Here is a 23,184-nt window from a genome sequence, read left to right as displayed (position 1 = left end):
ACAACGTTGTCTGTTAAGGAACAGGCTAACCGCGATCTACCGCCGGGTGTGCCCTTCCACGAGTCCACCATCCCCGTATGGAGCTTCCGCATGGTTCACGGCATACGCCCAGACTCGCCCGATTCCGCACTGCGGTTGCCGCCCCCCGACGGCAACCCGCCCGGCACCCCCGCTCACTGAGGACCCCTGCCCGCGGCAGGCCCGCCGAGTGCCCGTCAGGCGCACTCGCGCCCCCCCCCGCGGCCGCTCCGCCACGCCGGCCAGGTCCCTCGTCCCGACGTGATGCTCACGGCCTCCAATGACGAAAGGTCTCCCCGTGTCACCCTCCTCCTCCGCACGCCATTTGTCCCTGCGAAGATGGATCAGCGCGGCCGCGGCACTGTCGCTGCCCGTGGGAGTGTTCGCCGTCGCGCCCGTCGCGAGCGCAGCGGCTCCTCCCGGCAGCTTCAGCTCCTCGTTCGAGTCGGCCGACCCGCAGCCCGCCGCGAGCACCGTCGAGGTCGACAGCAGCGGCAAGCCGGTCCAGGGGAACCTGAGCGGCGCAAGCTCCACCGGACTGCCCGGCAGCCTGCTGGACCAGGTCAGCGCGGTGACCGCCAGCGCCGAGAACGCGCCGGGCGAGGTCGCCTCGAACCTCAAGGACGCCAATCCGTCGACCAAGTGGCTGGCGTTCGACAAGACCGGCTGGGTGGCCTACCGGCTCGCCAAGCCCGCGGCGGTGGTCAAGTACTCGTTGACCTCCGCGAACGACGCGCCCGGCCGCGACCCCAAGAACTTCACCGTGCAGGGGTCGGACAACGGCAACTCGTGGACCGACCTGGACACCCGGACCGGTGTGACCTTCAGCGGCCGGTTCGCCACCAACACGTACAGCTTCACCAACACGACGGCCTACACGTACTACCGGCTGAACGTGACGGCGAGCTCCGGTGACTCGATCACCCAGCTCGCCGACTGGAACATCAGCGACGGCTCGGACGCCCTGCCCCCGGCCACCCCCATGGTCGGCGTCGCCGGCTCCGGCCCGGTCAGCGGCTTCAACATGAAGTCGGGCGCCGGATTCACCGGTGTGGCCTCGCTGCGCTACTCGGGCGGCGCCCGGGTCGACGGCCGCTCCTACGCGACGGACAAGCTGTTCGACGTCAACATCCCGGTCGGGCCGCAGACCCGGCTGTCGTACAAGATCTTCCCCGAGTTCACGGCCAAGGACACCCAGTACCCGTCCACCTACGCCGCCGTCGACCTGCACTTCACCGACGGCACGTACCTGAGCGGGCTCTCCCCCGTGGACCAGCACGGCTACGCGCTCACGGCCGCCGGTCAGGGCGACTCGAAGGTGCTCTACGCCGACCAGTGGAACGCGGTGCAGTCCGACATCGGCGCGGTCGCCAACGGCAAGACGATCGACCGGGTCCTGCTCGCCTACGACGACCCCAAGGCGACCGCCGCGACCCGCTTCCAGGGCTGGCTCGACGACGTCGCCGTGACGGGCACGCCCGCGGCGATCGACGGCTCGAGCCGGACTAACTACGTCGACACCCGCCGCGGCAGCAACGCGTCGGGCTCGTTCTCGCGCGGCAACAACCTGCCGATCTCGGCGGTGCCGAACGGCTTCAACTTCTTCACGCCGGTCACCAACGCCACGTCCAACTCCTGGGAGTACGACTACCAGCAGGGCAACAACGCGGCGAACCTGCCGACGTTGCAGGGACTGGCGATCTCGCACGAGCCCAGCCCGTGGATGGGTGACCGCAACCAGATGTCGGTCATGCCGGTGGCGGCCGGCGGTTCGCTCACCGGGGCGCCCAGCTCCCGTGCGCTCGCCTTCAGCCACACCGACGAGACCGCGCGGCCGGACCTGTACCGGGTCACCACGCAGAGCGGGCTGACCGCGCAGATGTCGCCCACCGACCACGGTGGCATCATGCAGTTCACCTTCCCGTCCGGCGGGAACACCGGAAGCCTCGTCTTCTACAACGGCACGTTCACCATCGGCACGGACGGCACCTTCACCGGCTGGGTGGACAACGGCAGCGGGCTGTCGGCGGGCCGCAGCCGGATGTTCGTGTCCGGTGCCTTCGACCGGGCGCCGACGGCGACCTCCGCGACGTCCGCGACCTTCGACACCTCTGCGAGCCGGCAGGTGACGCTGCGCATCGCGACCTCGTTCATCTCGGTCGACCAGGCGGGCAAGAACCTCGGCTTCGAGGTCACCGGCAAGAGCTTCGACGAGATCCGCGACGCCGCCACCGCGGCGTGGAACGACCGCCTCGGCCGGATCGACGTCAAGGGCGCGACCGAGACGCAGATGGTCACGCTGTACTCGAACCTCTACCGGCTGAACCTGTACCCGAACTCGCAGTCGGAGAACACCGGCACGGCCGCCGCGCCGCGCTGGCAGTACGCGAGCCCGGTGTCGGCGCCGACCGGCACCTCCACCGCCACGCAGACCGGCGCCAAGGTCGTCGACGGCCAGATCTACGTCAACAACGGCTTCTGGGACACCTACCGCACCGTGTGGCCGGCGTACTCGCTGCTCTACCCGGACGTCGCGGCCAGGATCGCCGACGGCTTCGTCCAGCAGTACCGCGACGGCGGATGGATAGCCCGCTGGTCGTCGCCCGGCTACGCCGACCTGATGACCGGCACCAGCTCGAACGTCGCGCTGGCCGAGGCCTACCTCAACGGCGTCAAGGTGCCCGACCCGCTGGCCGCCTACAACGCCGCCGTCAAGGACGCCACCGTCGCGTCGGGACGCAGCGCGGTCGGCCGCAAGGGCATCGAGAACGGCCTGTTCCTCGGGTACACGCCGACCTCCACCGGCGAGTCGGTGTCGTGGGCGCTGGAAGGCTTCATCAACGACTACGGCATCGGCAACATGGGTGCGGCCCTGGCCAAGGACACCTCGGTGCCCAAGGACGACCGCAAGCGCATCAAGGAGGAGTCCGACTACTTCCTGGAGCGCGCCCGCAACTACGTGAACCTCTTCGACAAGGACAGCAAGTTCTTCGAGGGCCGCGACGCCAAGGGCAACTTCCTCACCGCCAACCCGCTGGACTGGGGCAACGCCTACACCGAGACCAACGGCTGGAACTTCGCGTTCACCGCGCAGCAGGACGGCCAGGGACTGGCGAACCTGTACGGCGGCCAGAAGCAACTGGAGCAGAAGCTCGACCAGTTCTTTGCCACCCCGGAGAACGCCGACCACCCGGGCGGCTACGGCGGCACGATCCACGAGATGCTCGAGGCGCAGGCGGTCCGCCTGGGCCAGCTCGGCATGAGCAACCAGCCGTCGCACCACATTCCGTACATGTACGACTACACCGGCGCGCCGTCCAAGACGCAGGCGATCGTCCGCGAGATCCTGCAGCGCCTGTACGTCGGTGACGAGATCGGCCAGGGCTACCCGGGCGACGAGGACAACGGCGAGATGTCGTCGTGGTACGTGCTCAGCTCGCTGGGCATCTACCCGCTCCAGGCCGGCTCCTCCAACTGGGCCATCGGCTCGCCGCAGTTCACCGGGATGACGGTCCACCGCGAGAGCGGGGACATCGTTGTCAACGCGCCGGGCAACAGCACGAAGAACGTCTACGTGCAGAGCGTGAAGGTCAACGGGAAGTCGCAGCGCGGGGTGTCCATCGACTCCTCCGTGCTCGCCAACGGCGGCACGATCGACTTCCAGATGGGTGCGAGCCCGTCGTCCTGGGGCACCGGCAAGAACGACGCCCCGCCGTCGCTGACGCAGGGCACGGACGTGCCCAAGCCGTTCCAGGACACCACCGGTCCGGGCCTCGGCACCGCCACCACCAGTGACGGCCAGGACGCGTCGAAGCTGTTCGACGACTCGTCGACCACGCAGATGACCTTCGCCGGCGACGAGCCCCAGATCGACTGGGTCTTCCGCGGCAGCGGGCAGACGCCGTCGTACTACACGCTCACCTCGGGGGCGAGCCAGGGCGACCCGTCGGACTGGAAGTTCCAGGCCTCCAACGACGGGATCACCTGGACCACTCTCGACTCCCGCCACCGCGAGGTGTTCCCCTCGCGCAACCAGACCCGGGCGTTCAAGATCGGCAACCCGGGCAAGTTCACGCGGTTCCGCCTGGTCGTGAAGGAGACGGCCGGCGCCGCGCAGACCAACCTCGCCGAGGTCGAGCTGCTCGCGGGCGGCGACGTCCAGCTCGGCGGCGGCGACCTCACGGTGACCGCCGCGACCGGCGGCGTGCACGCGACCTCGGGCCTGTCGGCCTCGGCGTCGCTGGCCACCGTCACCGGGGGCACCGCGAGCGGGTACCAGGCCACGGTCGACTGGGGTGACGGCACGCCGGCCACCACGGGCACCGTGACCCTGAGCTCGCGCGGCGTGTACGGCGTCACCGGCACGCACACCTACGCCAAGCCCGGTTACTACCAGGCCGGCGTCACGGTGACCGACGGCAGCGTCCAGGGCGTCGCGACGGTCGGGGCGGACGTGGACTACGCGCCGAGCTCCGGTCTCACCGCGGCCTTCGACAGCCAGTGCATCGGCGACGAGGGCGTCCTCGCCGCCAACTGCGACAGCAAGTCGTGGGCGTACTCGCGCTCCGCCCTCCAGGCGGCCGGCGTGACCCAGGGCCAGGAGCACGGCGTCCCGGGCACCGGGCTGAGCTTCACCCTGCCCGCGATCCCGGCGGGCCGGCCGGACAACGCGACCGGCAACGGCAGCACCATCGCGCTGGGTCTGCCGGACGACGCGAAGAGCATCTCCTTCATCGGCGTCGGCACGCAGGCCAACCAGAACACCACCGCCACGGCGACGTTCAGCGACGGCAGCACCGCGGCCGTCCCTGTCCAGCTGAGCGACTGGACGCTGGGCGGCAACCCGGGCGGCACGCCGGCCTTCGGCAACATCGTGGTCGCCAAGGCCGCGTACCGGCTGCTCGGCACGAGCCGGGACGGTGCCCAGCCGTTCCTGTTCGCCACCACGCCGTACCAGATCCCCGCGGGCAAGACGCTGGTCTCGGTGACCCTGCCGAAGCAGACCGGCGACGCCGGTTCCGCGGGCCGGATCCACGTGTTCGCCATCGCGCACGACGGCACGCCCGACGCCGCGCTGGTGACCACGGCCCCCAAGGACCGGACGGCCACCGCGGGCGACGCCTTCACGGCGGACCTCGGTTCGGTGACCGGCGGTGTCCCGGGTGCGACGGGCTACCAGGCCCGCGTCCAGTGGGGTGACGGCACGGTTCCCGCCGACGCCGTGGTCGACGCCTCCGGCGCGATCAGCGGGGAGCACACCTATGTGCAGGCGGGCACCTACACGGTGCACGTGACGGCGTGGGACTCGCGGTCGAGTGCCACGAGGACCTTCACCGTGACCGTGGGGACGGCGGATCTCCAGCCGTCGATCTCCGCGTCGTCCGGGGTCCTGGCCGGTGACCCGATCACCGTCAACGGCAGCGGGTTCGCCGCCGGTGAGCGCGTGACCGTCAAGCTGGGCACCAGCCCGGCGCGCACGGTGACGGTCGCGGCCTCGGGGACGGGTGCGGTGCACGCGTCGATCGAGTCGTCCGACGACGCCGAGCCCGGTCGGTACTCCCTCACCGCCGCCGGCACGTCCTCCCGGACGCCGGCGACCGCCACCGTCAAGGTGACGGACGAGGCGGTGGCGCCGGAGTACCGGCCCGAGGTGCTGCTGTCGACGAACTCGGGACCGAGGGCCACGGCGATCACCGTCAACGCCTCCGGGTTCGCACCCAACGAAGCCGTCGCCATCGGCTTCGGTGACGGCCTGTCCTCCCTCACCGTGCACGCGAACGGTGACGGCGTGATCTCCGGCGTGACCATCAGCGTTCCGGGGACGGCCAAGCCGGGGACGACCGGCGTCACGCTCGCCGGCGACGAGTCGGCGACCCATGTCCGGCTGCGCTTCGAGGTCACCGACCCGAGCTGAGCCGAACAGCAGTGAGACCGCCGGTGGGCGGGGCCGTGACCACGGCCCCGCCCACCGGCGCTTTTGCGCAACGCCCCCGCGGCGCGGCCTGACGGGCGTCCCAGGGGGCTGCGGGCCTCTCCCGGGCCCGGGAGTCCGGGGCGGGCCCGTGGCGCCGTCCGCGGCGGGCTGCCGTCCCTCCAGGGGCCTCGGCGACCGGGCGGGCGGCATGGCGGCCCGTCCGCGACGGTGGCGGGGGCGGCCCAGCGCATGACCGTGCGGCGGTGATGTACTAGAGTTATCTCGACATCGAGATATCTGCCGAGGCGCACCGCTGCCGCCACGGGTAAGGCAACCCTAACTAAGTCTTACCTTAGCGGATCGGCCATGAGTCGAAGCGGCAGCATGCGGTGGTACGCGCAAAGTTACGAAGGAGACTGTCGTGTCGGCGAACAGCTTCGACGCCCGCAGCACCCTGCAGGTGGGCGACGAGTCGTACGAGATCTTCCGGCTGGACAAGGTCGAGGGCTCCGCGCGCCTCCCTTACAGCCTGAAGGTGCTGCTGGAGAACCTGCTCCGCACCGAGGACGGCGCGAACATCACCGCCGCCCACATCCGCGCGCTCGGCGGCTGGGACTCCCAGGCGCAGCCGAGCCAGGAGATCCAGTTCACGCCGGCCCGTGTGATCATGCAGGACTTCACGGGCGTGCCGTGCGTGGTCGACCTCGCCACCATGCGCGAGGCCGTGAAGGAACTGGGCGGCGACCCGTCCCGCATCAACCCCCTGGCGCCCGCCGAGCTGGTCATCGACCACTCCGTGATCGCCGACAAGTTCGGCACCCCGGACTCGTTCGCGCAGAACGTGGAGCTGGAGTACGGCCGGAACAAGGAGCGCTACCAGTTCCTGCGCTGGGGCCAGACCGCGTTCGACGAGTTCAAGGTCGTCCCGCCGGGCACCGGCATCGTCCACCAGGTGAACATCGAGCACCTGGCCCGCACGATCATGGTCCGGGGCGGCCAGGCCTACCCCGACACCCTGGTCGGCACCGACTCGCACACCACCATGGTCAACGGCCTCGGCGTGCTGGGCTGGGGCGTCGGCGGCATCGAGGCCGAGGCCGCGATGCTCGGCCAGCCGGTCTCCATGCTGATCCCGCGCGTCGTGGGCTTCAAGCTGACCGGCGAGCTGCCGACCGGCACCACCGCCACCGACCTGGTGCTGACCATCACCGAGATGCTGCGCAAGCACGGTGTCGTCGGCAAGTTCGTCGAGTTCTACGGCGAGGGCGTCGCCGCCACCTCGCTCGCCAACCGTGCCACGATCGGCAACATGTCGCCGGAGTTCGGCTCCACCGCGGCGATCTTCCCGATCGATGCAGAAACCATTAACTACCTGAAGCTGACGGGTCGTTCGGAGCAGCAGCTCGCTCTCGTCGAGGCGTACGCCAAGGAGCAGGGTCTGTGGCTGGACCCGGCCGCCGAGCCCGACTTCTCCGAGAAGCTGGAGCTCGACCTCTCCACGGTCGTACCCTCCATCGCCGGCCCGAAGCGCCCGCAGGACCGCATCGTCCTCGCGAACGCCGCCGAGCAGTTCAAGAGCGACGTCCGCAACTACGTGGACGACGCCGACGAGGCGGGCAAGGAGTCCTTCCCGGCCTCCGACGCCCCGGCCGCGACCAACGGGGTCCCGTCCCGCCCGACCGTGGTCACCGCCCCCGACGGGTCCACGTACGAGATCGACCACGGCGCCGTCACCGTCGCCGCGATCACCTCGTGCACCAACACCTCGAACCCGTACGTCATGGTCGCCGCCGCGCTGGTGGCCAAGAAGGCGGTCGAGAAGGGCCTGAGCCGCAAGCCGTGGGTCAAGACCACGCTCGCCCCGGGCTCCAAGGTCGTCATGGACTACTACGACCGCGCCGGCCTCACCCCGTACCTCGACAAGATGGGCTTCAACCTCGTCGGCTACGGCTGCACCACCTGCATCGGCAACTCCGGCCCGCTGCCGGACGAGGTCTCCAAGGCCGTCAACGAGCACGACCTGGCGGTCACTTCGGTGCTCTCCGGCAACCGCAACTTCGAGGGCCGGATCAACCCGGACGTCAAGATGAACTACCTGGCGTCCCCGCCGCTGGTCGTCGCGTACGCCATCGCCGGCTCCATGAAGGTGGACATCACCAAGGACGCCATCGGCACCGACACCGAGGGCAAGCCGGTCTACCTCCAGGACATCTGGCCGTCCGAGCAGGAGGTCAACGAGGTCGTCGCCTCCGCGATCGGCCAGGACATGTTCGCCACCTCCTACCAGGACGTGTTCGCCGGCGACGCCCAGTGGCAGTCGCTGCCGATCCCGACCGGCAACACCTTCGAGTGGGACCCGCAGTCGACCTACGTCCGCAAGCCCCCCTACTTCGAGGGCATGAAGCACGAGCCGGACCCGGTCACCGACATCACCGGTGCCCGCGTGCTGGCCAAGCTGGGCGACTCGGTCACCACCGACCACATCTCCCCGGCCGGCGCCATCAAGGCCGACACCCCGGCCGGCCAGTACCTCACCGGGCACGGTGTGGAGCGCCGCGACTTCAACTCCTACGGCTCCCGCCGCGGCAACCACGAGGTCATGATCCGCGGCACCTTCGCCAACATCCGCCTGCGCAACCAGATCGCGCCGGGCACCGAGGGCGGCTACACCCGCGACTTCACCCAGGACGGCGGGCCGGTCGCGTTCATCTACGACGCCTCGCAGAACTACCAGGCCGCCGGCACCCCGCTGGTCATCCTGGCGGGCAAGGAGTACGGTTCCGGCTCCTCGCGCGACTGGGCGGCCAAGGGCACCGCGCTGCTCGGCGTCAAGGCCGTCATCGCCGAGTCCTACGAGCGCATCCACCGCTCGAACCTCATCGGCATGGGCGTTCTGCCGCTGCAGTTCCCCGAGGGCGCCTCGGCGGAGTCGCTGGGCCTCACCGGTGAGGAGACCTTCTCCTTCACCGGCGTCACCGAGCTCAACGAGGGCACCACCCCGCGCACCGTCAAGGTCAGCACCGACACCGGCGTGGAGTTCGACGCCGTGGTGCGGATCGACACCCCCGGCGAGGCGGACTACTACCGCAACGGCGGCATCATGCAGTACGTCCTGCGTTCGCTGATCCGTAAGTAAGGATCAAGACGCACGCAAGGCCACGGTGGGCCCGCATCCCGGCACGGGATGCGGGCCCGCTCGCGTTACCGCGAGGTCTCAACTAGGGAAAGCTGTCCGCCAAACGCGCGTATGACCTTGCCCACTTCGCGGGAAGTGGACTATACCTGTGCGCGTCCAGGGGGCCCGCCAACACGGGCTCGCGCGGGGGGAACGGCGGGCGTGTGGCCCGTGCTTGGAAAAAAACTCCGCACTGCCTGGGTCCTGGAGAAGGTGAGGACTTGAGCATGGGATCCGACGTCAACCGGCGCGATCTGATCAAGCGGGCAGCGGCCGTGAGCCTGCTGGCCGCCCCGTCCGCGGGACTGCTGAGCGCGTGCGCGTCCAGCGGTGGCGGCAGCAACGCCCCCGAGAAGGGGGAGAAGTCCAAGGACAATCCGTTCGGCGTGGCCAACGACGCCGCACTCGATGTCGTGATCTTCAAGGGCGGCTACGGCGACGACTACGCCAAGCAGTTCGAGAAGCTCTACCAGAAGAAGTTCTCCGGGGCGAAGGTCAGCCACCTGGGCACCCAGGAGATCACCGGCAAGCTCCAGCCCCGCTTCAACGCCGGCACCCCGCCGGACGTCGTGGACGACTCCGGCGCCGCGCAGATCAAGCTGGACGTCCTCTACAAGAGCGGTCAGCTCACCGACCTCACCCCGCTCCTCGACGCCCCGTACATCGACGACCCGACCAAGAAGGTCCGCGACGTCCTCCAGCCGGGCACCATCGAGACCGGCACCTTTGACGACGGCAAGATGTACCAGCTCTCCTACATCTACACCGTGTGGGGCCTGTGGTACTCCGGCAAGCTCTTCAAGGACAAGGGCTGGACCGCGCCGAAGACCTGGGCCGACTTCATGTCGCTGTCCGCGGAGATCAAGAAGGCCGGCATCGCCCCCTTCTGCCACCAGGGCAAGTACCCGTACTACATCAACATCGTGGTCATGGACCTGATCGCCAAGCAGGGCGGTCCCGACCTGGTGAAGCGGATCGACAGCCTCGACCCGACCGTCTGGGACGAGCCCGCCGCCAAGGCGGCCGTCGAGGCCGTCTACCAGATCCCGGACAAGGGCTTCCTGCTGCCGGGCACCAACGGCATGACCCACATCGAGTCCCAGACCGCCTGGAACGAGGGCAAGGCCGCCTTCATCCCCTGCGGTTCGTGGCTGGAGAACGAGCAACTGAAGGCCACCCCCTCGGACTTCGAGATGACCTTCATGCCGATCCCCTCCCTCGACGGCGACAAGCTGCCCTTTGAGTCGATCCGCGCCGGCGCCGGTGAGCCCTTCATCGTCCCGAAGAAGGCCAGGAACCAGGCCGGCGGCCTGGAGTTCCTGCGGCTGATGCTCACCAAGGAGGGCTCCAGCAAGTTCGCCCAGACCGCGAACTCGCTCACCGTCCTCAAGGACGGCGTCGGCTCCGACGTCGAGCTCCGCCCGGGCACCAAGTCCACCGTGACGGCGCTCAGCGCGGCCGGCACCAACGTCTTCAACTACAACTACCCCAACACGCAGAGCGCCTTCGACACGGACGTGCAGAACGCCAGCGCCGAGCTGATGGCCAAGCGCATCAAGCCGGCCGACTGGCTCAAGCGGGTCAAGGCCGCGGCCGAGAAGGCCAAGAAGGGCTAATCGTCCACCAGCCCTTGCGCACCGGGAGTCCGGCCCCCCTCATGGACGAGGGGGGCCGGGACCCCGGTGCGACGGTCTGTCCGATGGCAGGAGCAGTGCCATGCGATACCGCAAGTACCCCTTCATCGTGGGGTTTCTCTTCTTTCCGCTCGTCCTGTACATCGTCTTCGTGATCTGGCCGTACCTCCAGACCTTCGGCTATTCGCTGACGGACTGGTCGGGTCAGTCGCAGACGATGAACTTCGTCGGTCTGAAGAACTACACGACGCTTTTCACCGACCACGTGTTCCTGCAGGCGCTGCAGCACAACGCGCTGCTGCTCGTGTTCCTGCCGGTGATCACGATCCTGCTGGCGCTGTTCTTCGCCTTCATGCTCAATGTCGGCGGCCGCGGTGGCACGACCGGCGTCCAGGGAATCCGCGGCTCCGCCTTCTACAAGGTGGTGTTCTTCTTCCCCCAGGTGCTGTCGGTCGCCATTCTCATCGTGCTCTTCCAGGCGATCTACCGCAGTGACGGATCCGGCCTGCTGAACGGCGTGCTGATCAAGCTGCACCTGGAGAGCGCACAGAATCCGATCGAGTGGCTGAACAGCCCCGACCTGGTGATCTGGTGCCTGCTGGGCGTGCAGATCTGGGCCGGCGTGGGCTTCTACCTGGTGCTTTTCTCGGCGGCCATGCAGTCCATTCCCAAGGACATCTACGAGGCCGCCCTGCTGGACGGCGCGGGCCGTCTGCAGACGTTCTTCAAGGTGACGCTCCCACTGCTGTGGGACAGCGTGCAGACCGCCTGGGTCTATCTCGCGATCGCCGCGATGGACTTCTTCGCGCTGGCCTCCACCCTCACCCCGGGCTCGAATTTCGGCGGCGGCCCGGACTACCACGGTGAGGTCATGGCGACCTATCTGATGAGGAACTTCCTCACCTTCGGAAAGAGCGGCTACGCCTGCGCCATGGGCGTCGTCATCCTCTTCCTCACCCTGATCCTTTCCGCTATCGCGCTGCGGGCCACCCGCCGCGAGCGCGTCGAATTCTGAGCGGGGCCCATCCCATGGCCACTCCCATCAAGCAGCCCACGCCGGTGCCCCTGATGAACCCGCTGCCGGCGACCGGCCGCAGGGACCCGGACCGGACGCGCTCCGCCGAGGGCGGCACGACGCTCAACGTCTTCTCGCACGGCTTCCTCGTGCTGTGGGGCGTGATGATCCTGCTGCCGCTGGGCTGGATCGTCCTCGGTTCGTTCAAGAACAATTCGGAGATCGGCGCGAGCGCCTGGTCCTGGCCCGCGCACTGGTCCTTCGACGCCTTCTCCCGGGCCTGGGAGAAGGGCATCGGCGAGTTCTTCGTCAACACCGTGATCGTGCTGGTCTTCTCGGTGCCGCTGACGATGCTGCTCGGCGCGATGACGGCGTACGTGCTGGCGCGCTACGAGTTCCCGGGCAACCGGGCCGTCTACTACCTGTTCGTCGGGGGCGCGATGTTCCCGGTGTACCTCGCCCTGGTGCCGTTGTTCTTCATGGTCAACAACCTGGGCATGCTCAACACCTACCAGGGCCTGATCCTGGTCTACATCGCGTACTCGCTGCCGTTCACGGTCTTCTTCATGCACTCGTTCTTCCGGACGCTGCCGACGGCGGTGCACGAGGCGGCGATGATCGACGGCTGCTCGCACACCCGGGCGTTCTTCCAGGTCATGCTGCCCATGGCGAAGCCGGGTCTGATCAGCGTCGGGATCTTCAACGTCCTCGGCCAGTGGAACCAGTACATCCTGCCGATGACCCTCATGCAGCAGCAGAGCAGCAGCGACCCGGACCGCTCGATGCTCGCCCAGGGCCTGGTGAACCTGGCCCAGCAGCAGGGCTACTCCGGCGACTACCCGGCGCTCTTCGCCGGTATGACGGTCGCCATGCTGCCCGTGCTGGTGGTCTACCTCAGCTTCCAGCGCCAGGTCCAGGCCGGCCTGACCGCCGGCACCCTGAAGTAACCGGACCGGCACGCTGCGCTGCCGACCCGTCCGAACCGGAAGCGGTTCCGTCACATGACGGGGCCGCTTCCGGAGTTTTCGGGCATACCGCCAGCTGTGTTGTTCTCCCCCTTGACGGGAAGTAGGCCCAAAGGCTCAAGTTAGAGTTCACATGTTGTAGACGACGGGGTCTCATCGGTGCGGTCCCGTCCGGTCGTCGGGAGTGGGATGGTCGTGGAGACTCCGGGATCGCAGTCGTCGCTGCACCGGGCCAACCTGGAGCGGGTGGTCCGGGCCGTGCGCCTGGCGGGCTCGCTGACGCAGGCGGAGATCGCCCGGTCGACGGGGCTGTCCGCGGCAACGGTCTCCAACATCGTTCGTGAACTGAGGGACAGCGGGACGGTCCAGGTCACGCCGACCTCCTCGGGCGGCCGGCGGGCCCGCGCGGTCACCCTGTCCGGCGACGCAGGCATCGTCGTCGGCGTCGACTTCGGCCACTCGCACCTGCGCGTCGCCGTCGGCAACCTCGCCCACCAGGTGCTCGCCGAGCAGTCCGAGCCCTTCGACGTGGACACCGAGGCCTCCGAGGGCTTCGACCGGGCGGAACAGCTGGTGACCCGGCTGATCGAGTCGACCGGCGTCGGGGCGGACAAGGTGATCGGGGTCGGCCTCGGCGTCCCGGGCCCGATCGACGTGGAGACCGGCACCCTGGGCTCCACCGCGATACTGCCGGGCTGGGGCGGCCTCAACCCCCGGCAGGAGCTCGCCGAGCGGCTGGGCATGCCGGTGCAGGTCGACAACGACGCCAACCTCGGCGCGCTGGGCGAACTGGTCTGGGGCAGCGGCCGCGGCGTCAAGGACCTCGCGTACATCAAGGTGGCCAGCGGCGTCGGCGCCGGCCTGGTGATGGACGGCCGGATCTACCGGGGCCCGGGGGGCACCGCGGGCGAGATAGGTCACATCACGCTGGACGAGTCGGGCCCGGTCTGCCGCTGCGGCAACCGGGGTTGCTTGGAGACCTTCACCGCGGCCCGCTATGTTCTGGAGTTGCTGCGCGGCAGTCACGGACCGGACCTCACGCCGGCGCGGATGGTGCAACTGGCCCGCGAGGGCGACCCGGGGTGCCGCCGCGTCATCGGCGACGTGGGCCGGCACGTGGGCATGGGGGTGGCGAGTCTGGCCAACCTCCTCAACCCGAGCCGGGTCGTGCTGGGCGGTGACCTCGCCGAGGCCGGTGAGCTGGTCCTGGGGCCCATACGGGAGTCCGTGGCCCGGTACGCGATCCCCAGTGCCGCCCGCCGTCTTTCCGTGGTCTCAGGGGCCCTTGGGGGCCGCGCGGAGGTGCTCGGGGCGCTGGCGCTGGCCCTCAGCGAGGTCGGAGATTCGTCCCTTTTGGACGCTTCTGTACCCCTGGTTGCGGGCGTGTCCTAGGGATCACGCTGCGTTCATCTACATAACGAAACGCACCGTTGCCATCTCGTTAAGTATTAACTTCTTGACGTCAAGTCTGTTGCCGAGTTGACTCACGTCCACCTCGGCCGCAGTGTTGCGGCCCAGTCAGGGAGGCAACCCCACATGAACGCAATGATGCGGCGCGTCGTGATCGGCACCGCGGCTGTTTCGATGGCCCTTTCCGTGGCCGCGTGCGGCAAGGCCGGCGACGACAAGAAGGACGACGCGAGCGGCAGCAGCAGCGCCGGCGGCTCCAAGACCATCGGTCTGCTGCTCCCCGACAGCGTCACGGCGCGGTACGACAAGTTCGACCACCCGCTCTTCGAGGCGAAGGTCAAGGAACTCTGCGCCGACTGCGACGTCCAGTACGCGAACGCCGCGGGCGACGCCGCCAAGCAGGCGCAGCAGGTGAGCACCATGATCACCAAGGGCGTCAAGGTCATCGTGATCAGCTCGCAGGACGCCGCGGCCATCAAGTCCTCCGTGCAGGCCGCTGTCGACAAGGGCATCAAGGTCGTCGCCTACGACCGCCTCGCCCAGGGTCCGGTCTCCGCCTACGTCTCGTTCGACAACGAGAAGGTCGGCGAGCAGCAGGGCCAGGCGCTGCTCGACGCGCTCGGCTCCAAGGCCACGCCGTCGGCGAACGTTGTCATGATCAACGGTGACGACGCCGACCCGAACGCCGCGCTGTTCAAGCAGGGCGCCCACAAGATCCTCGACGGCAAGGTCAAGATTGCCTACGAGCAGAGCGGTCTGTGGAAGGACACCGTCGCCAACCAGAAGGTGACGGCGGCCATCACGCAGCTCGGTGCCAAGAAGATCGCCGGCGTCTACGCCGCGAACGACGGCATGGCCGGCGGCATCGCCACCGCCCTCAAGGGCGCCGGCATCAGCGGCATCCCGCTGACCGGTCAGGACGCCGAGCTCGCGGGCATCCAGCGCATCATCGCGGGCACGCAGTCCAGCACGGTCTACAAGCCGTTCAAGCCGGAGGCCGACGCCGCCGCCCAGCTCGCGGTCAACCTGCTCGAGGGCAAGGACATCACCTCGCTCGCCACGACCACGCTGACCAGCGGCTCCGGCGACAAGGTCCCCTCGCAGCTCGTGCCTTCGGTCTCCGTGACCAAGGCGAACGTGAAGGACACGGTCATCAAGGACGGCCTCTACAGCGCCGCCGAGATCTGCACCGCCGAGTTCGCCAAGGCCTGCACGGCCGCCGGCATCCAGTAGCACGGCCGGCCCTCCCTCCGGAGGCCGCCGCACAGACCTGTCCGGTGCCCGCCCCGTCCACAGACCCCGCTGACGGGGCGGGCACCGGACAGACGCTCTGTTGTCATCATGTAAGGCAGTGCAACTCGCACAAAACTCCGCGCCTGTCCAAGCGCGGCATCCCCGCCGGTCAGGCGGCGAAGGAGATGGTTCACGTGTCCGCTACGCCCGTGCTGGCGTTGCGCGGAGCCTCCAAGCGATTCGGTGCGGTCCAGGCACTCACCGATGTCGACCTGGAGGTTCACGCCGGAGAGGTCGTCGCGCTCGTCGGCGACAACGGCGCAGGTAAGTCCACCCTGGTGAAGACGATCGCCGGTGTGCACCCCATCGATGAGGGCGTCATCGAGTGGGAGGGCAACGCGGTCAGCATCAACCGGCCGCACGACGCCCAGGGTCTGGGCATCGCGACGGTCTACCAGGACCTCGCGCTCTGCGACAACCTGGACGTCGTCGCCAACCTCTACCTCGGCCGGGAGCTCAAGCGCGCCGGTGTGATCGACGAGGTCACGATGGAGAAGCGGTCGCGGGAGCTGCTCAGCACCCTGTCGATCCGCATTCCGAGCGTCCGCATCCCGATCGCGGCCCTGTCGGGTGGTCAGCGGCAGGTCGTCGCCATCGCCCGCGCGCTGATCGGTGACCCCAAGCTGGTGATCCTCGACGAGCCCACCGCGGCCCTCGGCGTGGAGCAGACGGCCCAGGTCCTCGACCTGGTCGAGCGGCTGCGCCAGCGCGGCCTCGCCGTCATCCTCATCAGCCACAACATGGTCGACGTCAAGGCCGTCGCCGACCGCGTCGCCGTGCTGCGTCTCGGCCGCAACAACGGCGTCTTCGACGTCAAGAGCACGTCCCAGGAAGAAATCATCTCCGCCATCACGGGTGCCACGGACAACGCCGTGACCCGCCGTCAGGCGCGGCGCACGGAGGTTGCGAAGTGAGCGACACGTCGAAGACCGTCAAGCCGGAGAACGAGACGGTTGCGTCGGTCGAGGACCCGTCCTCGGCGGCCGTGCCCGTCGTCGACCCGCGACTTCTGGTCCGTGAGGAAGGCTTCAAGGGCTACCTCACGGAGTTCAAGCGCAAGGTGCGCGGCGGTGAACTGGGCTCGCTCCCGGTCATCATCGGCCTGATCATCATCTGGACCATCTTCCAGACCCAGTCCAGCCAGTTCCTCACCGCGGGCAACCTGGCCAACATCGGCTTCTTCCTGGCCGCGACCGGCATGCTGGCCATCGGCCTGGTCTTCGTGCTGCTGCTCGGCGAGATCGACCTGTCGGTGGGCTCCGTCAGCGGTCTGGCCTCGGCGGTCTTCGCCATCTTCGTGACCAAGCACGGGATGGACCCCTGGCTCGCCCTGGTCCTGACCGTCGTGACCGGCGTCCTCATCGGTTCGCTGCACGGCTGGTTCTTCGCGAAGATCGGCGTCCCCGCCTTCGTCGTCACCCTCGCCGGCTTCCTCGGCTGGAACGGCCTGATGCTCCAGCTGCTCGGCGACAGCGGCAGCCTCTCCATCCCGGACAACGGCCCGCTGCACATCCTGGGCCAGCGCTCGTTCTTCCTGGACCAGGACGTCGCGGGTGCCTACCTGCTCGCCGGCCTCGGCACCGTGGCCATGCTCGCGGGCTCGCTGATCGACCAGCGCCGCCGCCGCGCGGCCGAGGTCCCGTTCCGGCCCACCAGTGAGATCGTGCTCCGCGTCGGCGCCCTCGCGGTGGTCTCCTTCGTCGCCGCCTACGTGCTGAACCAGGCGAGCGGCGTGCCGAACGCCCTGGTGGTCTTCCTGGCGGCCCTGGTCATCACCGACTTCGTGCTGCGCCGCACCTCCTACGGCCGCAAGGTCTTCGCGGTCGGTGGCGGTATCGAGGCGGCCCGCCGTGCCGGTATCAACGTCGCGCTGGTCCGCATCTCGGTGTTCGCCATCGCCGGCGGTTTCGCGGCGCTCGGCGGTCTGTTCTTCGCCGCGCAGACCTTCACCGCGACGCTGGGCGCCGGTGGCGGCAACGTCCTGATGCTGGCCATCGCGGCCGCGGTCATCGGTGGCACCAGCCTCTTCGGCGGCCGCGGCAACGTCTGGTCCGCCCTGCTCGGCATGCTGGTCATCCAGTCCATCCAGACCGGTCTGGACCTGCTCAACATGAACACCGCACTGCAGTACATGATCACCGCGGCGGTCCTCCTCGCCGCCGTGGTCATCGACTCGGTGTCCCGCCGGAGCCAGAAGGCGGCCGGCCGCGGCTAGTCCGCACCGCGTACCAGTGGCGTGACGTGCCCGGCGCAGGGAAGATCATCCCAGCGCCGGGCACAGGTGTGTGCGGGCCCGGAACACGACCACATACACTCGGGAAACCCGGCAAGCGACAGCAAGGAGGCACGGGTGGCGCTGCTGACCCGTATCAAGGGACCGCGCGACCTCGACCGGCTCGCTCCAGAGCAGCTGGTGGAGCTGGCAGGCGAGATCCGTGACTTCCTGGTCGACGAGGTCTCCAAGACCGGTGGGCACCTGGGCCCGAACCTGGGTGTGGTCGAACTGACCATCGCCCTGCACCGCGTCTTCGACTCGCCCAAGGACAAGGTGCTCTGGGACACCGGTCACCAGAGCTACGTCCACAAGCTGCTCACGGGCCGTCAGGACTTCACCAGGCTCAAGGGCAAGGGCGGCCTGTCCGGCTACCCGTCGCGCGCCGAGTCCGAGCACGACGTCATCGAGAACAGCCACGCCTCCACGGTGCTCGGCTGGGCCGACGGCATCGCCAAGGCGAACGAGCTCCTCGGCAAGCGCGACCACACCGTCGCCGTGATCGGTGACGGCGCCCTCACCGGTGGCATGGCCTGGGAGGCGCTGAACAACATCGCCGCCGCCAAGGACCGCCCGCTGGTCATCGTCGTCAACGACAACGAGCGCTCCTACGCGCCGACCATCGGCGGCCTCGCCAACCACCTCGCCACGCTGCGCACCACCGACGGCTACGAGCGCTTCCTCACCCGCACCAAGGAACTGCTCGAGCGCACCCCGGTCATCGGCCAGCCCCTCTACGAGACGCTGCACGGCGCCAAGAAGGGCTTCAAGGACTTCATCGCCCCGCAGGGCATGTTCGAGGACCTGGGCCTGAAGTACGTCGGCCCCATCGACGGCCACGACATCGCCGCCCTGGAGTCCGCGCTTCAGCGGGCCAAGCGCTTCGGCGGACCGGTCATCGTGCACTGCCTCACGGAGAAGGGCCGCGGCTACACCCCGGCCCTGGAGGACGAGGCCGACCGCTTCCACGCCGTCGGCAAGATCCACCCCGACACCGGTCTGCCGATCGCCGCCTCGGGCGCCGACTGGACCTCGGTGTTCGGCGAGGAGATGGTCAAGCTCGGCAAGGAGCGCAAGGACATCGTCGCCATCACGGCCGCGATGCTCCAGCCGGTGGGCCTGGACAAGTTCGCCAAGGCCTTCCCCGACCGCGTGTACGACGTCGGCATCGCCGAGCAGCACGCGGCGGTCTCGGCCGCCGGTCTGGCCACCGGCGGCCTGCACCCGGTCGTCGCGGTCTACGCGACGTTCCTCAACCGGGCCTTCGACCAGGTGCTCATGGACGTCGCGCTGCACAAGTGCGGGGTCACCTTCGTCCTGGACCGCGCGGGCATCACCGGCACCGACGGCGCTTCGCACAACGGCATGTGGGACCTGTCGATCCTCCAGGTCGTGCCCGGCCTGCGGATCGCCGCCCCGCGCGACGCCGACCAGGTCCGCGCCCAGCTGCGCGAGGCCGTCGAGGTCGACGACGCCCCGACCGTGGTGCGCTACTCCAAGGGCGCGGTCGGCCCGGCCGTCAAGGCCGTGGGCCGTGTCGGCGGCATGGACGTGCTGCGCGAGGCGACGCCCAGGACCGACGAGCCGGCGGGGGAGACGGACGCCCCGGCGCACGACGTGCTGCTGGTCTCCGTCGGCGCCCTCGCCCCGATGTGCCTGGAGATCGCCGACCTGCTCGACGCCCAGGGCATCACCACCACCGTCGTCGACCCCCGCTGGGTCAAGCCGGTCGACGCGGAGCTGCCGGGCCTCGCCGCCCGCCACCGCGTGGTGGTGACCGTCGAGGACAACGGCCGCGCCGGCGGCGTCGGCTCCGCGGTCTCCCAGGCGCTGCGCGACGCCAACGTGGACGTTCCGCTGCGGGACTTCGGCATCCCGCAGCAGTTCCTGGACCACGCCGCCCGCAAGGAGGTCATGGCCGAGATCGGCCTGACCGCCCCGGACATCGCCCGTCAGGTGACCGGACTGGTCTCCCGGCTGCAGGGCCGTTACGCCGACGAGCCCACCCCGCAGCCGGCCGGCGACTGAGGCACCACCGGCGACGGGCCGGGCGGCCATCCTTACGGGTGATCGCCCGGCCCGTCTGCGCAGGTGTAGGCGCGCCTGTTCCGGTCACAAGCACCTCCAGGTGCTGTGATGCAGGAACAACCGTGGAGGTGCGCCGGTGGATCTGGGCGATGACGGCGGCAGGACAACCGGAAAGCGGCAGAACAGTTTCTTCCGCACGAAATCGGTCGAACAGTCCCTCAAGGACACCGAGGAACCGGAGCACGCGCTCAAGAAGTCGCTGTCCGCGCTCGACCTGACGGTCTTCGGCGTGGGTGTCGTCATCGGCACCGGCATCTTCGTGCTCACCGGCAAGGTGGCCAAGGACAACGCGGGCCCGTCGGTGGCGCTCGCCTTCGTCGTCTCCGGCATCGTGTGCGCCCTCGCGGCCCTGTGCTACGCGGAGTTCGCCTCCACCCTGCCGGTCGCCGGCTCCGCGTACACCTTCTCCTTCGCCACCCTCGGCGAACTCCCCGCCTGGATCATCGGGTGGGACCTCGTACTGGAACTCGCGCTGGGATGCGCGGTGGTGTCGGTCGGCTGGTCCGGCTACATCCGCTCCCTGATGGAGAACTGGGGCTGGCAGCTGCCGACCGCCCTGTCGGGCAGCACGGACACCGCGTTCCACTTCGACCTGCTGGCCTTCCTGCTGGTCCTCGTGCTGACCGGCATCCTGGTGGCCGGCATGAAGCTCTCGGCCCGTGTCACCTCCGTGATCGTGGCCGTGAAGGTCGCCGTGGTGCTCGTCGTGATCGTCGTGGGCGCGTTCTTCATCAACGCGGGCAACTACAAGCCGTTCATCCCGCCCGCCAAGGAGGTGACCGGCCCGGAGGCCGGTCTCGGGGCGCCCCTCATCCAGTTGATGACCGGCTACCAGCCCGCGCAGTTCGGCGTGATGGGCATCTTCACCGCGGCCGCCGTCGTCTTCTTCGCGTACATCGGCTTCGACATCGTCGCGACCGCCGCCGAGGAGACCCGCAACCCCCAGCGGGACGTGCCCCGCGGCATCCTCGGGTCGCTGCTGATCTGCACGATCCTGTACGTCGCGGTGTCCGTGGTCGTCACCGGCATGCAGAGGTACACCGAACTGTCCGTGGACGCCCCGCTCGCCGACGCGTTCAAGGCGGTCGGCCACCCCTTCTGGGCCGGGCTCATCAGCTTCGGCGCCGCGGTCGGCCTGACGACCGTGTGCATGATCCTGCTGCTCGGCCAGAGCCGGGTGTTCTTTGCGATGAGCCGCGACGGGCTGCTGCCGCGCTTCTTCTCCCGCGTGCACCCCAAGGCGGGCACGCCGTACCGCTCGATCCTGCTGCTCGGCGTCGTCGTCGCGGTCGTCGCCGGCTGCACGAGCATCTCCGAACTGGCCGAGCTGGTGAACATCGGCACGCTCTTCGCGTTCATCGTCGTCGCCATCGGCGTGGTCGTGCTGCGCCGCACCCGCCCCGAACTGCCCCGCGCCTTCCGCACCCCGCTCGTGCCGTGGCTGCCGGCCGTGTCGGTGCTGGCCACCTTCTGGCTGATGCTGAACCTGCCCGCCGAGACCTGGCTGCGGTTCGCGATCTGGATGGCGGCCGGCTTCGTCGTGTACTTCGCCTACGGGCACCGGCACAGCCGGCTGGCGGCGCCGCGGCAGGACCGCCGCGAGGCAGCCTGAGGCGGGCCCGGGGGGCGGCCGCACGCGTGGGGTAGCTTGGGGCGCGTGCCCAGCCGTTCCCGCAACGCCCGACCCGCCGCGCCGGCACGGGCCTTCCCGGGCGACCGGTTCTGGCTGCCGCTCCTCCCGCTGCTGACGCTCCTGGCCGCGCTGGTGCACCTGCCGTCCTTCCTGCGCCCGGTCTGGAACCCTGACGAGGGCTTCCTCGCCACCCAGGCCCGGATGCTGGCGGCGGGCGGCGTCCTGTACGACACCGTGGTCGACCGCAAGCCCCCCTTGCTGCCGTGGCTCTACCAGGGGGCCTTCGCGGTCTTCGGCGACGACTCGCTCCGGCCCCTGCGCTGCGCCGCCGTCGCCGCCCATGTGGTGACGGCCGCGCTGCTCGCCGCCCTCGCCCGCCGCCGCTGGGGCGACCGGTGGGGCGCGGCGGCCGGCGCCGCCTATGTGCTGCTCTCCGTCGGCCTCGCCCCCGAGGACACCCAGGCGGCCAGCTTCGAGGTCTTCGCACTGCCCTGGACCGCCGCCGCCGTACTGCTGGCCGACCGGCGGCGGTGGGGACTCGCTGGGCTGGCCGTGGCCGGGGCGGCGCTCACCAAGCAGACGGGGGCGGCGGTGCTGCTGCCCGTCGCCTGGTCGCTCTGGCAGGCCGGGCGTGCGGCCCCGTCTTCGTCTTCGTCCTCGGGGCTCCGGCTGCGCACACTGACCCCGTCCTGGGCCGCGGGCCGCGCGGACGGCATGCTGCTGCGCGCGGCGGCCGGCCCCGGCGCCCTGCCGCGCCCGGGGCGCGGAGCTGCCGGCGGCGGAGCCCTCGGCAGGTACGCCGCCGGGACGGCCGGCGCCTGGGGGCGCCTGCTGGCGGGCTGCGCGCTGCCCGTCGCGGTGGTCGCCGCGGCGACCGGGACGCGGCATTTCGTCTTCTGGACGCTCACCGGCTCCAGCACCTACATGTCGCCGCAGGGCGCCTGGCTCCTCGGCGCGGGCCGCGGGCTCGGCAACGCCGCGATCCTGCTGGCCGCCGGTGCCGGTCTGCTGGTGCCCGCGCTGTGGTGGGCGCTGCGCCGGCGGCGCTTCGCCGACGCGGACCTGTGGGTGTGGCTCGTGGGCTCGGTCTGCGCGGTCGTCGCGGGCTTCCAGTTCTACGGCCACTACTACCTGCAACTGCTGCCCCCGCTGGTGCTGATCGGCATCGCGGCGGTGCGCGCGCTGCCCTCGCGGGGGCCGGCCCGCCGCCTCGCCGCCGCCTGGACGCTGCTGGCGGCGGCCGTCTTCACCGCCTGGGGACTCGCCGCGCCGCGCGCCGAACTGGACCACGCCCAGGCGGTCGCCGCGGCGGTCCGCGACCGCAGCGGCCCGCGGGACACCGTCCTGCTGTGGGGCATGCACCCGGAGCAGTACTGGCTCGCCGACCGCGCCCCCGCCTGCCGCTACCTCACCGCCGGCTTCCTCACCAACTTCAGCGGCGGCCGCGGCGGTGCCCGGGTCGGCGCCCGCTATGCCGTCCCGGGCGCCTGGGACGTGCTGCGCGAGGAATTCGCCGGGGCGCCGCCCGCCCTGGTCGTCGACGACTCCCGCGGCGCTCCGTACGGCGCCGCCGCCGTCCCCGAGTTCCGCGACCTCCTCGCGCAGGGCGGCTACACCCGGGTCGGGACCGTGGACGGGGCGGTGCTGTACGCGCGCCGCGGCCGCGGCTAGATGTATTGATCACGAGCGTTGTTGACATCTGCGGGGTCTTGATCACGGCGAAGACCTCCGGTGTGGTGGAGCTGTCTAGGACTGCACCGCACCGGA

12 protein-coding genes are annotated in these 23,184 nt (G+C 69.7%); all 12 read left to right on the top strand.

Annotated features, from left to right (window positions below):
- Window positions 1-316 precede the first annotated feature (316 nt).
- The 12 genes from ACIP64_RS33695 (at window position 317) to ACIP64_RS33640 (ending at window position 23,088) form a co-directional block, all read left to right on the top strand.
- Window positions 317-5,932 (top strand): GH92 family glycosyl hydrolase, encoded by a 5,616-nt coding sequence (locus ACIP64_RS33695; protein ID WP_401594384.1) that lies wholly within the window; start codon window positions 317-319, stop codon window positions 5,930-5,932.
- Window positions 5,933-6,353: 421 nt separating this feature from the next.
- A complete protein-coding gene (gene acnA / locus ACIP64_RS33690; protein ID WP_401594382.1) occupies window positions 6,354-9,068 on the top strand; it encodes an aconitate hydratase AcnA in 2,715 nt (904 codons plus the stop codon).
- A 266-nt stretch (window positions 9,069-9,334) separates the two neighbouring features.
- A complete protein-coding gene (ngcE, locus tag ACIP64_RS33685; protein WP_360905853.1) occupies window positions 9,335-10,723 on the top strand; it encodes an N-acetylglucosamine/diacetylchitobiose ABC transporter substrate-binding protein in 1,389 nt (462 codons plus the stop codon).
- A gap of 100 nt (window positions 10,724-10,823) precedes the next feature.
- Window positions 10,824-11,756: a sugar ABC transporter permease gene (locus ACIP64_RS33680; RefSeq protein WP_360905627.1), complete on the top strand. Its 933-nt coding sequence runs from the start codon at window positions 10,824-10,826 to the stop codon at window positions 11,754-11,756.
- Window positions 11,757-11,770: 14 nt separating this feature from the next.
- Complete coding sequence (locus ACIP64_RS33675; protein ID WP_401594379.1) at window positions 11,771-12,703, top strand: carbohydrate ABC transporter permease; 933 nt, start codon at window positions 11,771-11,773, stop codon at window positions 12,701-12,703.
- A 213-nt stretch (window positions 12,704-12,916) separates the two neighbouring features.
- Window positions 12,917-14,113 carry an ROK family transcriptional regulator gene (locus ACIP64_RS33670; protein WP_360905625.1) on the top strand — a complete coding sequence of 399 codons (1,197 nt, stop codon included), beginning with the start codon at window positions 12,917-12,919 and terminating at the stop codon, window positions 14,111-14,113.
- Between the two features lie 144 nt (window positions 14,114-14,257).
- Window positions 14,258-15,364: a sugar ABC transporter substrate-binding protein gene (locus tag ACIP64_RS33665; RefSeq protein WP_401594376.1), complete on the top strand. Its 1,107-nt coding sequence runs from the start codon at window positions 14,258-14,260 to the stop codon at window positions 15,362-15,364.
- Between the two features lie 185 nt (window positions 15,365-15,549).
- A complete protein-coding gene (locus ACIP64_RS33660) occupies window positions 15,550-16,338 on the top strand; it encodes an ATP-binding cassette domain-containing protein (RefSeq protein WP_360905623.1) in 789 nt (262 codons plus the stop codon).
- Window positions 16,335-17,639, top strand: a complete 1,305-nt coding sequence (locus tag ACIP64_RS33655; protein WP_401594372.1) for a sugar ABC transporter permease — start codon at window positions 16,335-16,337, stop codon at window positions 17,637-17,639. The genes ACIP64_RS33660 and ACIP64_RS33655 overlap by 4 nt, the downstream gene beginning before the upstream one ends.
- A 135-nt stretch (window positions 17,640-17,774) precedes the next feature.
- Entirely contained in the window at window positions 17,775-19,724 is a 1,950-nt protein-coding gene (dxs, locus tag ACIP64_RS33650; RefSeq protein ID WP_401594370.1) for a 1-deoxy-D-xylulose-5-phosphate synthase, read from the top strand.
- 136 nt (window positions 19,725-19,860) lie between these two features.
- Window positions 19,861-21,396, top strand: a complete 1,536-nt coding sequence (locus tag ACIP64_RS33645) for an amino acid permease (RefSeq protein WP_401594367.1) — start codon at window positions 19,861-19,863, stop codon at window positions 21,394-21,396.
- A 45-nt stretch (window positions 21,397-21,441) separates the two neighbouring features.
- Window positions 21,442-23,088 (top strand): glycosyltransferase family 39 protein, encoded by a 1,647-nt coding sequence (locus ACIP64_RS33640; RefSeq protein ID WP_401594364.1) that lies wholly within the window; start codon window positions 21,442-21,444, stop codon window positions 23,086-23,088.
- The last annotated feature ends 96 nt before the right edge of the window (window positions 23,089-23,184 follow it).

The sequence above is a fragment of the Streptomyces sp. NPDC088733 genome (assembly GCF_044751185.1).
Lineage (GTDB): Bacteria > Actinomycetota > Actinomycetes > Streptomycetales > Streptomycetaceae > Actinacidiphila.
This window is presented reverse-complemented; position numbering and strand designations above follow the sequence as displayed.

Coding starts and splice junctions, on each gene's coding strand:
- ngcE (WP_360905853.1), top strand. CDS start 9,335: ATGGGATCCGACGTCAACCGGCGCGATCTGATCAAGCGGGCAGCGGCC.
- ACIP64_RS33680 (WP_360905627.1), top strand. CDS start 10,824: ATGCGATACCGCAAGTACCCCTTCATCGTGGGGTTTCTCTTCTTTCCG.
- ACIP64_RS33675 (WP_401594379.1), top strand. CDS start 11,771: ATGGCCACTCCCATCAAGCAGCCCACGCCGGTGCCCCTGATGAACCCG.
- ACIP64_RS33665 (WP_401594376.1), top strand. CDS start 14,258: ATGAACGCAATGATGCGGCGCGTCGTGATCGGCACCGCGGCTGTTTCG.
- ACIP64_RS33660 (WP_360905623.1), top strand. CDS start 15,550: ATGGTTCACGTGTCCGCTACGCCCGTGCTGGCGTTGCGCGGAGCCTCC.